This window comes from Arthrobacter sp. SD76 (assembly GCF_049726125.1).
GTDB lineage: Bacteria > Actinomycetota > Actinomycetes > Actinomycetales > Micrococcaceae > Arthrobacter > Arthrobacter nitrophenolicus.
The window spans coordinates 4,173,471-4,188,669 of sequence record NZ_JBNBLR010000001.1 but is presented as its reverse complement, the minus strand read 5'-3'; the positions used below and the strand labels follow the sequence as shown (position 1 = coordinate 4,188,669).

The 15,199-nt window shown below is 61.3% G+C and carries 10 protein-coding genes and 2 pseudogenes; 5 read left to right on the top strand and 7 right to left on the bottom strand.

Annotated features, from left to right (window positions below):
• Window positions 1-27 precede the first annotated feature (27 nt).
• A complete protein-coding gene (locus ACPEE0_RS20255) occupies window positions 28-1,527 on the bottom strand; it encodes a SulP family inorganic anion transporter (RefSeq protein ID WP_424575173.1) in 1,500 nt (499 codons plus the stop codon).
• A gap of 292 nt (window positions 1,528-1,819) precedes the next feature.
• On the opposite strand from ACPEE0_RS20255, the pseudogene mptB reads away from it, so the two are divergent.
• Window positions 1,820-3,400 (top strand): annotated as a pseudogene (gene mptB / locus ACPEE0_RS20250) (polyprenol phosphomannose-dependent alpha 1,6 mannosyltransferase MptB).
• Window positions 3,401-3,420: 20 nt separating this feature from the next.
• Here mptB and ACPEE0_RS20245 read toward each other — a convergent pair.
• Window positions 3,421-4,680, bottom strand: coding sequence for a glycosyltransferase 87 family protein (locus ACPEE0_RS20245; protein ID WP_407710297.1), 1,260 nt, complete (start codon window positions 4,678-4,680; stop codon window positions 3,421-3,423).
• Between the two features lie 28 nt (window positions 4,681-4,708).
• Window positions 4,709-5,950 carry a glycosyltransferase 87 family protein gene (locus ACPEE0_RS20240; RefSeq protein WP_407710298.1) on the bottom strand — a complete coding sequence of 414 codons (1,242 nt, stop codon included), beginning with the start codon at window positions 5,948-5,950 and terminating at the stop codon, window positions 4,709-4,711.
• A gap of 395 nt (window positions 5,951-6,345) precedes the next feature.
• On the opposite strand from ACPEE0_RS20240, the gene ACPEE0_RS20235 reads away from it, so the two are divergent.
• Window positions 6,346-6,549 carry a hypothetical protein gene (locus tag ACPEE0_RS20235; RefSeq protein ID WP_009358059.1) on the top strand — a complete coding sequence of 68 codons (204 nt, stop codon included), beginning with the start codon at window positions 6,346-6,348 and terminating at the stop codon, window positions 6,547-6,549.
• A 27-nt stretch (window positions 6,550-6,576) separates the two neighbouring features.
• On the opposite strand, the pseudogene ACPEE0_RS20230 reads toward ACPEE0_RS20235, so the two are convergent.
• Window positions 6,577-6,833, bottom strand: a pseudogene (locus ACPEE0_RS20230) (DUF3072 domain-containing protein).
• 626 nt (window positions 6,834-7,459) lie between these two features.
• Between ACPEE0_RS20230 and ACPEE0_RS20225 the strand changes: the two are divergent.
• A complete protein-coding gene (locus ACPEE0_RS20225) occupies window positions 7,460-8,050 on the top strand; it encodes a TetR/AcrR family transcriptional regulator (RefSeq protein WP_235046871.1) in 591 nt (196 codons plus the stop codon).
• A 547-nt stretch (window positions 8,051-8,597) separates the two neighbouring features.
• On the opposite strand, the gene ACPEE0_RS20220 is transcribed toward ACPEE0_RS20225, so the two are convergent.
• The 3 genes from ACPEE0_RS20220 to ACPEE0_RS20210 form a co-directional block, all read right to left on the bottom strand.
• Entirely contained in the window at window positions 8,598-9,086 is a 489-nt protein-coding gene (locus ACPEE0_RS20220) for a BBE domain-containing protein (RefSeq protein ID WP_424575172.1), read from the bottom strand.
• A 50-nt stretch (window positions 9,087-9,136) separates the two neighbouring features.
• Window positions 9,137-10,105: an IS481 family transposase gene (locus ACPEE0_RS20215; protein ID WP_424575171.1), complete on the bottom strand. Its 969-nt coding sequence runs from the start codon at window positions 10,103-10,105 to the stop codon at window positions 9,137-9,139.
• A gap of 68 nt (window positions 10,106-10,173) precedes the next feature.
• On the bottom strand, window positions 10,174-11,052 hold the full coding sequence (locus ACPEE0_RS20210; RefSeq protein WP_424575321.1) for an FAD-binding oxidoreductase: 879 nt from the start codon (window positions 11,050-11,052) through the stop codon (window positions 10,174-10,176).
• Window positions 11,053-11,840: 788 nt separating this feature from the next.
• On the opposite strand from ACPEE0_RS20210, the gene ACPEE0_RS20205 reads away from it, so the two are divergent.
• Window positions 11,841-13,178, top strand: coding sequence for an APC family permease (locus ACPEE0_RS20205; RefSeq protein WP_424575170.1), 1,338 nt, complete (start codon window positions 11,841-11,843; stop codon window positions 13,176-13,178).
• Between the two features lie 274 nt (window positions 13,179-13,452).
• The gene (locus tag ACPEE0_RS20200; protein WP_009358055.1) at window positions 13,453-13,758 is read left to right on the top strand and encodes an antibiotic biosynthesis monooxygenase family protein; all 306 of its coding nucleotides are present in this window, start codon (window positions 13,453-13,455) and stop codon (window positions 13,756-13,758) included.
• The last annotated feature ends 1,441 nt before the right edge of the window (window positions 13,759-15,199 follow it).

The following is a 15,199-nucleotide window of genomic DNA, read 5'->3' as shown; positions in this document are numbered from 1 at the left end:
CCGCGCGGCCCCGCTCTTTCGGTGTGCTCAGGCGCCCAAATGTCCGGTGAGGCGGCCGTGGAAGCCGGTGCTGCGCTCATCCATCCCAACGATTGCCACCGCAGCCCCGTGGCCGGCATATTTCGTCTCGATCGAGTCCAGGGCGGCGACAGTCGAGGCATCCCAGACCTGGGCGCGGCTGAGGTCAATGGTCACCGAGGCGGGGTCGTCCGCATAGGCGAAGTGCTCCACCAGGTCGTTGCTGCTGCCGAAGAACAGCGGCCCCACCACCTCGTAACGGACGCTTTCGCCGTCATCCGCGAGGCTCCGCTCGACGCTGATGACGTGCGCCACGCGGCGGGCGAACAACACCATCGCCAGGATGACCCCCACCAGCACCCCGTACGCCAGGTTGCCGGTGACGACCACGACGGCGACCGTGACCATCATGACGAGCGTCTCCGGCACCGGCATCCTCTTCAGGGTGGACGGTTTGACGCTGTGCCAGTCGACGGTAGTGACCGCGACGACCATCATGACCGCGGCCAGGGCCACCATGGGGATCTGCCCCATGACGGAGCTGAGTCCGGTCACCAGCGCCAGCAGGAACAGACCGGCCACAAACGTGGATATACGGGTGCGCGCCTGGCCGGTCTTCACATTCAGGACGGTCTGGCCGATCATTGCACAGCCTGCGATCCCGCCGTAGAAACCGGCCAGAATGTTGGACACGCCCAGTGCCCAGGATTCACGGCCCTTGTGCGAGGGGGTGTCCGTCATGTCATCGACGAGTTTCGCCGTCAGGAGGGTTTCCATGAGGCCAACAAACGCCACGCTCAGCGCCGTGGGCAGGACCAGTTGGAAGGTCTCGAGGGTCACGGGAAAAAGGAAGGGGGTGATCCCGGGCAGCCGGCCGGTGAGGGGTCCCTCGTCCGAGACATCGGGAACGGTGAGTCCGACGGCGATGACGATTGCCGTGACCACCACGATGGCCACCAGCGGCGACGGGACGGCCCTGGTGAAGCGCGGCAGGATGAAGATGATGGCGAACGTCAGGGCGAACAGGACATAGGCGAGCCACGGGACGTTGATGACGTGCGGCACCTGCGCCATGAAAATCAGCACGCCCAGGGCATTGACGAACCCGATCATCACCGACCGCGGAATGAAACGCATCAGCCGGGCAAGCCCCGCGAGGCCAAAGACCACCTGGATCACGCCGGCCAGGAGTACCGCCGGCAGGACGTACTGGACACCGTGCTCATGCACAAGAGGGGCGATCACCAGCGCCACGGAACCGGCTGCGGCAGTGATGACGCCGGGCCGTCCGCCCAGGATGGACATCGCCAGGGCCAGGACGATGGAGGCCACGAGGCTCACCATGGGATCCACCCCGGCCACGATCGAGAAGGAGATGACTTCCGGGACCAGGGCCAGGGTGGTGACCATGCCGGCCAGGACCTCGCGGGAAAGCTGCCGTGGAGAGCGCAGGGCCGTGAGTACGGTAATCGGTTGCCGGGCGGGACGGGTGCTGGCGGCGACGGCCAAGGAGCGGCTCCAGGTGCTTGGCTCTGCGGGAAGAGCGGGTGGGCAACGTGATTGCGCGCCACAATGCGCACGGTTCCAGCCCGGCCGCGGAAGTCAGTGGGTGGAAAAAGGAATGCGCCGACGACTCGGCTGCCGTTCCAAGGCTACCCCAGCCTTGTTGCGTGATTGTGGCCTTCGATCCCGCCTGGTCCCGGGGAGGCAGGAAAGCCTGCTGATAAAATGGCCGGGTTGCAGGGCGGCCTTTCAGCTGGTCCAACCAGCGCCGTAACGAAGTAGGGGACCAGACACAATCATGACGGCAGGCGGGTCACATCTGGGACGTCGGAGAGCCAGCCGGCAGCGCCGGTCAAGGCCTCCGCGCCGGCGACCGGACGCGCCTACCTGGCAATCATCGAAGGGTTCGTCGGCGCCCTCATGATGTTCGCCGGTTCCATCGGAACCGGCTGGATCGCCAATGGCTCGCCCATGATCCGCCAGCCCGTGGTCATCGCGCTCCGCACCGAGGGCTGGGCGTCACAGTCTCCACCGTCCTGCTCACCGTTGGCGCCATGGTGCTGATGCGGTCCTGGCTGCGGCTGGGACAGCGCCTGGCCGAGTGGGGAAGTCGTCCCTGCGGTCGGTGGTGATTGCCGTCTCCGCCTGGTCCCTGCCGCTGCTGTTCTGCGTGCCCGTCTTTTCCCGCGACGTCTATGCCTACACCGGCCAGGGGCGGCTGGTGCAGGAGGGCCAGAACCCCTACGAGGTGGGCATCTCCACGCTCAGCAACTGGTTCGCCCTCGGCGCCGACCCCGCCTGGGCGGAGAACCGGACCCCCTACGGGCCGTATTTCCTGTGGCTGGCGCGCGGGGTGGTGGGGCTGACCGGCGCGCAGCCGGACGTCTCCGTCCTCCTCTTCCGCCTGCTGGCCGGCGTCGGGGTGCTGCTCTGCGTTATCTACGTGCCCAAGCTGGCGGAGCTGCACGGCATCAACGGCGCGCGGGCACTCTGGATCGCCGTGGCCAACCCGCTGTTCCTCATCAGCTTCATCGCCAGCGCCCACAACGATGCCCTGATGGTGGGCCTGGCCGTGGCCGGCGTCTACTTTGCTGCCACCCGCCGCTACATCGTGGGGATCCTCCTGGTCACCGCGTCGATCGGGATCAAGCCCATCACCGTCCTGCTGCTGCCGTTCCTTGGCGTGATGTGGGCGGGCCCGTCCGCTTCCTGGCCGCGCAAGTTCCTGATGTGGGGCGCGACGGCGGGCCTCAGCTTCGGTGTGCTGCTCCTCAGCGGCATCCCCTACAACCTGGGCATCGGCTGGACCTGGGCCATCATGGACCCCACCCCCGGGTACACGGGCTATTCGCCGTCCGGCTTCCTGGGCCAGCAGGTGGAAATGCTCGCCAACGCGCTGGGGCTCCCGGGCGGCACGCTCGCCACGTGGCTGAGGACCGGGATGAAGTGGGGCGCCATTGCGCTGGTCCTGCTGCTGATGTTCCGCGGCGACTACTCGCGGGCGGTGCGCCGGATGGCCCTGGCGTTCACCGCCGTCGTGATGCTCTCACCCATCATCCAGCCCTGGTACATCCTGTGGTTCCTGCCGTTCCTGGCCGTCACGGGGATCCGCGACGACTGGCAGATCCGGTCCCTGTACGTGGGCGTCACGTTCTTCGTGGTGTTCGGCGCGCAGGACCAGCTGTCCGTATGGTCGTTCGTGGAGCTTCCCATCGATGCGTCCACCCTGGCGTTCTTCACCGCGCTCGCCTTCACGTTCTACCTGCTGTTCCTTGACGTGCACACCCGCAAGCTGCTGATCCAGGGCAAGCCCTGGGACCTCGCCCGGCGCGGCTGGCAGTGGCTGCTGGCGCAGCGGGAACGGGCCGTCAGCCGCTGACCCCCTTCTCCCGCTGACCCCTAAGCGTTCGCGGCGGGAACCGGCGCGGTGGATTTCCGGCCAAGTTCCGCCGTCCGCTGCACCGACCACCAGAGCAGCACCACCAGCAGGACGTTGCGGGTGGTAAGGATGGCCGCCATGATCGGATGGGCATGGATCAGCGGGGTGTAGAACAGCGGGTAGATCACGAAGGTGGTCATCGCGATGCCCATCAGCAGCGCGGCCGGGACTTTCCAGCGGTCCCAGTCGTGGGTCAACCCGGCAATGATCACCGGCGCCAGCCAGATGATGAACTGCGGCGAACCCACCTTGTTGAACACGATGAACGCGGTGACCATCATCAGGGAGCCTTCAAGGAACAGTTCCTCGCGTTCGGCCCCCCGTTTCATGGCACGGACCAGCAGGATGGCCGCTCCGACGGCGGCGAGGATGAGCAGCGGCTGCATCAGGACCGCGGCGGTGGCGGCACCCGGACCGTAGACCTCGGTGGAGTTGATGGCGGTGTTGTCCGCCATCTTCGACCCGGCAATGTTCAACACGCTCAGCCACACCCACGGTGTGGAGAAGGTGGCTTCGAGCTGCATGCCGCGCTCGCCCTGGTTGAGGAGGAAGTCCAGGATGTGCGGCAGGCCGCCGGACAGCCACGTGCCCATGGTGACGACGGCGGTCACGGCAACGCCCGCCAGGACCACCTGGATCCGCTTGTGGCTGGCGATCACGATCGGCGCCAGCACCGCGGCGGGCCAGACCTTGATCCAGGTGGCAATGCTGAGCAGGACGCCGGCCACCACGGGCCGCTCCGATGCGTAGAGCAGTGCGATCAGCACGATGGGTGCGGTGATGCCTTCCACCCGGGCGAAGCTGAGGTAGCCCATGAAAACGGTGAAGAACAGCCACCACCAGGCCGGGGCAATGCCTTTGGTGCTCCGGGGGCCGCGGGTCAGGTAGACGAGCCCGACGGCGTTGAGCGCCGTGATGATCAGGAACCAGGTGAGCAGGTAGAGGCTTGGCCCGGCGATGTTGGCGAGGAAGATGGGGATCTGCGCCAGCACCGGGTAGACCCACGGGCTGATCTTTCCGTCCAGGTCCGCGGGGTTGTAGCCGTCCATGGCCCACTGGCGGTACTGCTCTGTGTCGCTGAAGGTGTCGCCGTGCAGGAAGAAGGACGCCATCCAGCCCAGGAAGTAGAGATGGACGACGGCGAAGCCCCACCACACGCTGGACGGGCGGGCGAACCAGTCCACCACCTTGGCAGGGAGGACTTTGCTGCGGACCGCCACCAGGCGGTCGAAAAACCTCGTGGAAATCTCAGGACTCCTTGAGCGCGGGGGCGGCGGCCGGGGCCTTCTTGCCCAGCAGGTACAGGCGCCGGACGCTCCAGAGGAACAGGACCACCAGGAGGACGTTGCGGATGGTGAGCACCAGGGCCATCCACGGGTTGTTGTGGCTGAGCGCGTCGTAGAACAGCGGGTAGATGAAGTACGTGGCCACGGCGATGACGATCAGCATGGCGGCCGGGACGCGCCAGTCGCGCCAGCTGTGGGCCAGGCCGACGGCGACGGCGGGGGCGAGCCAGACCATGAACTGCGGTGAGCCCACTTTGTTGAAGACAACGAACGCGGTGGCGAGGGTGAGGGCGCCCGCGAGGAGCAGTTCGGTGCGGTCCACACCGCCACTGATCTTGCCATTATGGAGGGCCCAGAAGGTCATGCCGGCCACGAGCAGCGCGGCCAGGATCAGGAGCGGTTGCATGAGGACGGACATGAGGGCGGTGCCCGGACCGTCCACCTGCATGGAGTTGATGGCGGTGTTCATGTACATCCGGGAATCACCGACGTTCAGGACGGAGAGCCAGAGCCAGGGCGTGGTGAAGGTGGCCTCGAGCTGCATGCCGCGGTCGCCCTGCTGGGTGAGGAAGTTCAGCAGCTTGGGGACGCTGCCCACTGCCGCTGCCAGAGCAACGACGCCCGCCGTCGTCGCAAGTCCTGCCAGGACCACCAGGATCCGGTTCTTAACGACCGCGAAGAGGGCCAGCATGATGGCCGCCGGCCAGACCTTCACCCACGTGCCGATGGCCAGGAGGACGGACGCGATGAACGGCCGGTTGACGCCGTAGGCCAGAGCCACCAGGACCAGCGGGGCGGTTAGGCCGTCCACGCGGGCGAATCCCAGCCAGCCCATGAGGAACGTGAACACCAGCCACCACCAGCCGGCGGGTATTGCCTCAGGGTGCCGGCCGCGTCCGGTGAGCTTGAGGAGCGCCCAGCCGTTGAAGAGGGTGGTCATCAGGACCCAGAGGAAGAAAAAAGGCCCCGGCCCGGCGATGCCTGCGATGGCCATGGGGATGAGCGCCAGGATGGGGTAGACCCAGGGGCTGGGGCCGCCGGAGAGGTTGGCGTCGTCGAACCCGGCCATGGCCCAGTCGCGGTAGATGAAGGTGTCACTGAACGCCTCGCCGCGGAGGGAGAGCGAGGCGGCGAAGATGAGGAAGACAAGGTGGACCACGATGAACCCGCCCAGCAGTCCGCGGCCGGTGTTCAGCTTTTCCATGGCCGGTGCGGGGAGGATGACGTTGCGGATCCTGGTCAGTTTGCCGAAGAAAGCGTCGGTGGAAATGGCGGGATCCTTGTCAGTTGTGGCACACGTGTGGTGTTGCGCTGGTGCTTGGTTCTGCCGCGTGGCGGTGTCTGTGGCGTTGGAGCCGGCTGGGAATCAGCCTCCGCCCCGGATCCAACTTTAGTTGACCGCGCATTGGGCGCCGTAATCATGCCTCGCGGGAAAACGCTATCCGCTCTGACCGGCGGTTATTTTTCTCCAGTTGTTGGCGCTCCTATGATCAGGCATCATGATCCGAAGGCCTTTTATGTGCCTTTCGTCGTCTGCAGCCTTGGGGAGCGCAGGCGGTTGCCCTGCCCCTATCCCCAATATTCAACAAAGGCTTCACCATGAACTTTCCCCTGACCCTGACTGTCGCCGACCGCCAAAGCATGGACAGCGAACTCGACGCTGCCGTCTCCGCTGCCAAGGCACGTGCCCTTGCTGATCGGCGCCACGGAATCCTGGTCACGCGGCACGCGGCCGACAAGTTCACGATTTCGCTGAGCGAGTCCGTTCCCTTCGGCCTCACGCGGGAACACCAGGCCTGGTAGGCCCTTCTCTTTTTATTGCGCCGGTGCTTAGTCGCCGGCGTCGTTCCCGTCCCCTGACACCCTCCCGCTGCGCTGCTGCAGACGGTCGATGTGCTTGGACGCCTCGGCCTTGCTGAGGTCCGCGGGCAGTTCTTCCCCGCCTCCCGGGCGAGCGTGTCCAGGTAGCTGCGCTGTGCCGCAGTCATGGGCTCGTCCCCGGTCACCCAGTCCTCGGGATCGCGGTTCAGGCCTGCATCCGGCTCGGGGGTCGGGCTGCCGATGGTTTCTTTCCCGTTGTTGTCCATGGCCAAAAGTCTAGGGGCGGGGTGGGACATTTTGGGAAGGATGCTTGTCTTTGCGTGCGTGGTGCCCGTGGGATGCAGCGGCGGCAGGAGCTTCGCGCCTGCGTGCTTCTGTCAGGTATGGGTCTAGGACCCGGCTTCGGCAGTGTCCGGGAAGTGCTGACTGGACCCTATTCTGACGCGTTTTCCACGTCAATCTGACGTCAGTTTGGGGTGTACTTAGGCGGCTTTTCTGCGCCAGATTCGGCCGAAAAGCTCCTCGCTACTGGTCGCACAGCAACGGTGCTGCCGGTGGAGGCATCAGACAGCGGCCCAACGCTAGCCCATCCCCAGAGCTGCGACGGCCACGCCGCGCAGTGGTAGGCCGCTCCGCAATCCAGACAAACCTAAGGGGCTGGATATTTATGCAAAGATGCCATGTCCCAGTTCAAACAGCGCCTCACCGCCTCCGCTTCAAGTTATACGGCCGATGGCAAGAAGCACAGGTTGCTCTGAATGCCGCATGCACTGTAATCAGTTGAACCCGCGCTGTTGGTGGGGCGAAACCAGCACGGTCCAACCGGGTGGCTCCGCGCGGGGCCTCTACGGCATTTAGAGTAGAACCTGAGTCTAGGGGGCGAGGAGACAAGTTGCGTATTTCCACGGTAGATCGTCGCGAACAGCTCATCGACGCGGCCATTCGGGTCATCAAGCGTGATGGAGTCGAAAATGCCAGCCTAAGAACGATAGCCGGGGAAGCGAATGCTTCTCTAGCAGCTGTGCATGTTTGCTTCACGAACAAAGATGAGCTCATGCAGGCAGCTGCGGCGGAGCTGCTTCAGCAACTGGTCCGTGCCATCCCGCACGTAGTCGACGGCTCGGAGGACTTAAGAGGTATCGCGCATCGCGTCATGGACTTGTTTTGGGCCCAGATGGTCTCAGACGAGTTGAACGTCCTGGCCCAATTTGAAATCGGGATGTGGGCGAAGCGTAACCCGCATCACGGTGACTTATCCCGCAGTGTTTACAGTGACTATGAAAAAGAAATTTCCAAATTGCTGATTGCCGCCGCAAAGCGGGGGAATCAGGACCAGACTATTTCTGCACGAAATCTTGCCAGGGCACTGATTGTAATCATGGACGGATGCAGTCTCCAGTACTTTGCCGATCCATCCGACCCGCGTCACAAGGACCTCTGCGACAACCTCGTAGATGCATACCTCGATAAGGTAGGTCTATAACGGCCTTCCACCATATCTGGATGCTCTGCCTCCTGCAGACTCATCCTTCTTAGCGGAATAGGCGGGCAGCAAGAGGCAAGGCAATATGCTCTCGGTGCTTCCACCTTCACCATAGCTTCTTGCCATCCGACTGCTTTGGTGGTCTTAGAACGCTGCCGAACCACGGTAAGCAAGCCGCTAATAGGGATGTGTAGTTGGGGCTCGCAGACCTTTCCGCTCAGTCAAAGCTAGGAGGACCCGGGGCATAAGTATTATCTCTGTATGTAGAGAGGATACTTTTCCTTGCAAGCCCAAGTGCATGCGCCCACACGGAGGGAGGGCTTACCTGCCTCACCCGTACGGAAGGCGCCGGCCGTCGGCCGCAGTAGAACCGGATCTGCTGCGCGTCCCCCAATTGGACGAGGCAGCAGAGATGCAACGGTGCCATGCTGGGCCCGGCTCTCCATGCTCCTTCCTGTTGGGTGGCGCCTGGGATAGCGATGGGTAGCTCCAACTTCTTCGTAATCAGTCAGAGCCTCCTGGGCTTTAGTGCAGGGCCCTTGGAGGGTTAGGATCTTTCGGGAGCTATGTTGTAGTTGCGATGAAAGCGGTTCTCAGGATCGTATTCGCGTTTGACTGCCGCAAGCCGGCGGTAAACTTCGGGGGTATAAACCTCCGCGACCATCTCTGGTGTGACCTCTGAGTTGTTATTCAGGAGGCCGAATTTAGAAGTCGTAGCTCCTGCGCGAAGCAGTGCGGCGTCCAGCTCTCGTGCCCTCTCGGGGTATTTAGCACCTCCGTGGCTCGTCCCGTTCCATTCCGCGACGGCCAACACGCCCATCGCATCGCGATGCCGGGCTGGCGTCCCCTTCGGGTTTGCGAAGGGGATCCCCTCGATCTCCAGCTTCACGGAACTTCCATTTGAGGGCTCGCTGATGAACTTGTCGAGATTCGCCGCAACCGCTTCAGCGAAACGCTTGTTCGACACCGCGATCTCCCGGTCGATCCAAAGATTTGACATGCCGTCCTCGAAACTACCCACCTCGGCATTGAGCATGACTACTTCGTCATAGGAGCGGACGACAATCGAGTCGGAGACCGGCCGGCCTAGGTGTATTGACCTGAGAGGTTGGTGACGCGGCTGGCCGGTGGCTGACCTTTGAGTGAGGTGTGGCCTCGATGATGATTGTAATGATGGAGCCAGTCCCCGAAAGCGGCAACACGCTCGGCCTCTGATCGGTAAGGACGGGCGTAGGCCCATTCGTCAAGCAAGGTGCGGTTGTAGCGCTCGACTTTGCCGTTGGTCTGAGGCCTGTAGGGACGGGTGCGTTTGTGCTTGATGCCCGGGCCCAAGGCGTCTTTGAATGCGTAGGAGCGGTAGCACGAGCCGTTATCGGTCAGGACCCGTTTGACGGTGATCCCGTGGGACTTGAAGTAGGCGTTGGCGCGCTGCCAAAATCCGGCGGCAGTGGCCTTTTTCTCATCGGTCAGGATCTCCGTGTAGGCGAGCCGGGAATAATCATCGACGGCGTTGTGCAAGAAAGCGTGGCCCGGTCTCCTGTTCGCCGCGGTACCGGTCTTGTTCCGGTTTCCGACGGCCCTGCCGACGCTGCGGTGTCCGCCGCCGTCAGGGATCCGTCCTAGTTTCTTGATGTCGACGTGGACCAGGTCCCCGGGGCTGTGGTGCTCGTAGCGGCGAATCACCCGACCCGTGGCCCGGTCCAGCCACGACAGCCTCGCCAGCCCAAATCGGGACAGCACCCGGTGCACGGTGGAGGGATGGATGCCCAGCAGATAGCCGATCCGTGCCGGGCCCCACCGGCGGTTGACCCTGATCGCGATGATCCGCCGCTCCCGCCGCTTGGAGGTCCGCCGCGGGCACCTGACCGGCCTGCTGGAACGGTCCGCCATCCCGGCCTCACCAAGAGCCCGATAACGGGCCGCCCACCGCGCAGCTGTCGTAACAGATACCTGAAAACGTTCAGCCGCCCTGCGGAGGGACCACCCGTCCTCGACCACACACCGGGCCAGCCGGAGCCGTCCCTTCGGCGTCAGAAGCGCGTTAGCATGGGACATTGAAGACCTCCTTGTGGATCGGACTCTTAGACAAGCCCCACTCCACTTGGAGGTCTTCTTCTTGTCACCTATCCACGCCGGGCGTTCCTAACGTCCGTGGTCAATACACCTAGGCCACGAAGCCGTTCCATGTCCTGTTTGGCGACATCGTGGTTTCCGAGGTGCCCCACGCAGACTGTGATGGCAGGTGCCCTGTCTTCATCCAGGCTGACGAAAACGCTCGGGTAAAGATGATCCGCCATTGCGTTGAGCGCATCGAGGATGGACGCCAAGAGTCCGGCGAGTTCATCGACAGCCGGCTCCCACGTCATGAACCCGGCAAGCATCTGCCTGGGCAGCTCGTGGAGAGCGACCTCGACCTCTGTCACGACGCCAAAGTTGGGGCCTGCACCCCTGATTGCCCAAAACAATTCGGGCCGTTCATCCTCTGAGCAGCGAATAAGGTCTCCAGTTGCCGTCACCAAAGTCGCTGCCAGGATGTTGTCACTGGCGAGCCCATACAAAGGAGTGAGGAAGCCAACGCCACCATTGAGCGCGAGGCCGCAGAACCCGACCTTGGGATGCATGCCCGTTACAGCTGCCAGTCCGTGCCTGGCTGCCTCTTGGACGAGATCGCCGGCGATCACACCACCACCTACGCGCGCCCGACCCGCGGACGTGTCAATGTGAATGGCATTCATCAGCCTGAGGTCCAAGACGATGCCGCCGTCGTTGGTCGCATAGCCATTTGGATTGTGGCCGCCGGATCGAACGGAGATTTCTAGATGGTTGTCGCGGGCGTATCGGATGGATGTCCCAACGTCTTCCGCATTTATGCACCGGGCAATTATAGACGGCCGCTGCAAGTGGCGACCATCCCAGATTTTTGCGGTGGCATCAAATTCGCTGTCGTCAGGGTAAAGAACGTCACCTTGAATAATAAGTGGGGTGGTTACTTTTGGTGACACCAAGTCAAACTCCTTTATCTTGCTGACAATCAGCGACCTCGCCCTTGAGAGAGTTATCGTCCATTAACACATGGACAGGCGTCCATGTCAATCAATTTTTCCGAATTGCAAGCGGCTTCGCATTCCGGCTCGCGCGACCCGACCGTTATACATGGGCGGTTGCCCTTGTCAAGGGTATTTGCAGTTCAAATAGTGCGGAAACTTCGTCCTGTCGTCTATCGCGAGCCTTGACGAAAGAACGGAAGATGATGAGTCAGCCTCGGTTGAGATTTGGGCGAGGCAGCAAGACAATCCACTTCGGCTCTGTTTTGTCACTGTAGCGAGTAGACGTCAGACGTCCGCTCTAACAGGTCGAACAGAACAGGTAGGGCCGCAAAGGGCGTTCCGCAACAGGTTGAGCAATAGGAGGCCGTTGTCAGGCCGTACGAGCAAGACAGTAGATCGATGACAGAACTGTCGTGTGAGTGTACTGTCCGTGGATGGCCTAACCGAGGCGCCTGGATCGGTTTTCCTCCTGAATGCTGACTATGTCAACGAGGACAATACGGGAGAACGCGTAGCGGGTGAACGCACAGAAGCACGCTTCCCAAATTTGCGGTCGAATAACAATCTGCTATTGAACCTCATGCATTCTGTCCATAGGGTCACTCGAGTTAATTGAAAGGCGTACTGCCATGCAAGTTACTTCTTCTGGAAGCCAGGGAGAGGGCGTTGGTCCCCAAATAGGGAGGGCGGGGGATATTGCCAACCCCGACCTGCAGCTAGGGCACCTGACAGGACGCCAGGTCATGGGCCTTTCCATAGCCTCATTTGTTCCAGCTGTTGGTCTGGCACAAGTGCCGGCATACCTCGCCGCGTACTCCGGGCGGTCCTCTTGGCTGGCGATGGCCGCCTCGGTAGCGGCATTCACTCTCATTGGGCTGTTCATTACCGTGTTTGCCCGACGCTTCATCGGAACCGGGTCGCTTTACTCGTACATTCGCCATGTGTTCGGCTCATGGAGCACTCTCGTCATCGCCGCCGCGATGATCCCTGGCTACATCGTCGCGATCATGTCACTCATTGTAGGAGTGGGGGTTTTTTTTGGAAGTTTCCTAGTATCGGTCGGGGTACAAAACGCGGCGGGACCAGGAATCCAGCTGTTAATCTATGTGGTCGCAACATTGATAGCTATGACCATCGCATATCGAGGCATCGACCTTTCAGTCCGATCCAGCGTCATTCTCACCATCATTTCCCTGCCCGTCATGCTGGTCATCACTATAGCCACCGCGTTCAGTGGAAACGTCGACTTGGCGGGACAGCTCAGCCTCAACGACTTGACGCTCAATAGCTTTCTTCAGGGTCTGGCAATCGGCTCGGCATACTTCATCGGGTTCGAGGGCAGCGCCGCTCTTGGCGCCGAAACCAAAAACCCCCACCGCAACATCCCCCGCGCGATCATAGTCATCCCCGTCGGCATCGGTCTCTTCTACCTGGCCGGCACCGAGATACAGGTACCAACCCTCGTTAATGCGGCCGACAAACTCGCCCTAGGCATCTCCCCGAACGCCGTACTTGCAGAAGCAGCAGGTGTCGGATTCCTAGCCAACGTCAGCGACCTCGTTCTGGCGGTGGCCATCTTCGCCAGCCTCATCGGGTTCTTCAACTATGGATCCCGCGTAATTGTCAGCGCCGCATCCGATGCCCTCCTGCCGTCTGCACTGATCAGAGTCAACAAACGATACAAAAGCCCGGGTGCTGCGATCGCTTTCATCGGGATTCCCTCCGTGATCGGGCCAGCCCTGCTTCTCTGGCTTACTCCAGCAAGCCCCCTGGAAATCAATGGGTACATTGCAACCTTGCTGGTGTATTTCTGGGTGATCCCTTACTTCCTCATCTGTATCGGGGGCGCCGTTCTACTGAACCGATCGAAGGCCAGTGGGTCCCTCATCGTCAACGTCGGAGCAGTTATGGCTTCAGCAACGGTTCTCTGGCTATACCTCAACGGCATCCTAAACCCCGGGCGGCCTGCGCCCCTGAACGCACTACCGTACGTCATGATCGGCACGGTGGTGGTCTTTCTAATCGCTTTAGTAGTATCTGTCCGTTCCAGAAAGACGAATCGATTGCCGGTACGGCAGTAAGAAGCATCAAAAGCGTTCCCGCTCCTTCTACACCTGCACTGATCTAAGGGGCCCGCTCTCATATGGGCGGGTCCCTTAGGTAGAACGGATTTCCGTGGCTCGCTGGAGGCCGTGGTTCTGGCGACGAAATAGGAGAATCTCGAAGCCCTCGGGCGGGTCTCCCGAAACCGACCCCATTCTGCCTGACTCTTGCTCCGTGGATAAGCCCGCATCTAACCCAATAACACGACTAGACCCTTAGTGGTAGACAATTGTCACGGTATGAGGAGATTGCATGATAACCGTTGTCAGCACTATGCAACTCAAGTCGAACTCAGAGAACGAATGGGACCACCTAATCCGAGAGCGCTTCAAATCAGCCCACGACAAGGAAGGCTGGATTTCCGGTCAGCTGCTCGCCCCCTCTCATGAACCCAGCACGCGAGTCATCATAGGGACCTGGAGAAGCCGGCAGGACTGGGAGGCCTGGCATAAGGATCCTGCCTTTCTCGCCTCACGAACCAGGCTGGACGAACTACAATCGGTAGACCATCAGACTGCACTTTATGACGTTATAGAGGATGCTCAGGGTACAAATTAGTTCTCGACGAGCACGAACTCGGTCCAAAAACAGGCGCTCCAGAAATGTCTTGTTTAGGTCCAGAGATTCGATAGGTTCACGTACCGTGACTGCAACCCAAACCTTGGGCTATCCAGCGCTGCGCTGTACATTGGAACGCCCGGGCAGTCTCATTCAATTCATCCGGGTTGCGTTAGCCGATGTCGGTTTGGCTTCAGCAATAAGGTTTGACAGAAGCACTTACTGGACGCACCCCGCCCAAGGGAACCCGTCCTCTTCGGCCTTGCGTCTTCCATGGCCGCTGTCGAGGCCTCATAGGAAGATGTGCCGTTCGACATGACCGTTCCGCTCTTCCGCGCAGGCTTTGGACTAAAGCTAAATGCGGGCCTGACTTCAGGTCACTCAGTTAGGCACCTCGCTTAAGCCGTCCAATGCGCGCTGGACGTTAACGACAACGGCCCTCGCGAAGGGAATCATCCAAGAGAGATCGGTGAGTTTTGACTGCTCTCCGGGCTCACGGCGACGACAAGGAACCACGGTGCCGGATGCTATAACTAATGGTCTTTACCCTCAAAGCAAAGCTTCTGATCTAAGAATGCAGGCAGCCCCAACATCCGAAACGAGACGCAAGGTCGCCAGGAAGATCGAGGTGACGTCAACGAGGTCGCCGAAAAGGGGCGAACATAGGACGCCGCCATCGAACTGGTAGCTCAGTCCGCGCAGCGCTACGACATGGGGTCTTGGTCATTGATCTTGGAATGAGCCAGTACGAGGTAAGGGCTCATCCAACAGTCACCGTCGGCCAACTGCGGCATAAGGCTTGTACGTCTAAGGAGCGCGATCACTGCAACGTGCTGGCCCCCGATTGGCCGAAGCGGGAAACCCGGGAGCTCGGTCGAGTACCCGCCATCTCGGAGGGGATCGGATCGACTTCTTCTTTTCCCTGTAGCGGAAGCTGTCCGCCTGTATATTAGCTGGTCGAACCAGCTGATCGCCGATGCACCCAAAAGGTTTCAGGGCGGTTTGCCGCAGGGGTGGAGCCGGTCGTTGCAATTGCTTCAAAAAGGTGACTCGCAAGGCTTCTTATAAAGCTCACTTCAAGGCGGGCGTGTCGCAGCTTTTGCCATGACACATGGGGGCCTTATTCGCTTGGCGCGAGGGTGTTTATCATGCACCTAGCCGGAAGTGAAGGGTTTCCTAGGCCCTGCCAGAAGTACAAATTTGATGGTCGCGTCTAAAGACGCCGAGCCACGCTGAGGCTACCGTGGATCCGTTATGGTCAAGGGCGCGTTCGCAGGTTGAAGCAATGCAGACCAAGAATTTCCCTGTGGCACGTCGGTTCATCAAGATGCCCTAAGGAGGGCCGAGAGGAGGATTGGATGACTTCTGAGAATATGAAAACAGCAACGTCATTCCCAGCGCCGGGGGAGGAGGTCTATCTTCCTCGCGGGGGCACAGATCC

What these genes read in the sequence shown, in the direction of transcription:
- ACPEE0_RS20215 (WP_424575171.1), bottom strand. Translation starts at nt 10,105, where the DNA reads ATGTCCCATGCTAACGCGCTTCTGACGCCGAAGGGACGGCTCCGGCTG.
- ACPEE0_RS20235 (WP_009358059.1), top strand. Translation starts at nt 6,346, where the DNA reads ATGAACTTTCCCCTGACCCTGACTGTCGCCGACCGCCAAAGCATGGAC.
- ACPEE0_RS20200 (WP_009358055.1), top strand. Translation starts at nt 13,453, where the DNA reads ATGATAACCGTTGTCAGCACTATGCAACTCAAGTCGAACTCAGAGAAC.
- ACPEE0_RS20240 (WP_407710298.1), bottom strand. Translation starts at nt 5,950, where the DNA reads ATGGAAAAGCTGAACACCGGCCGCGGACTGCTGGGCGGGTTCATCGTG.
- ACPEE0_RS20205 (WP_424575170.1), top strand. Translation starts at nt 11,841, where the DNA reads ATGGGCCTTTCCATAGCCTCATTTGTTCCAGCTGTTGGTCTGGCACAA.
- ACPEE0_RS20220 (WP_424575172.1), bottom strand. Translation starts at nt 9,086, where the DNA reads ATGCTCAATGCCGAGGTGGGTAGTTTCGAGGACGGCATGTCAAATCTT.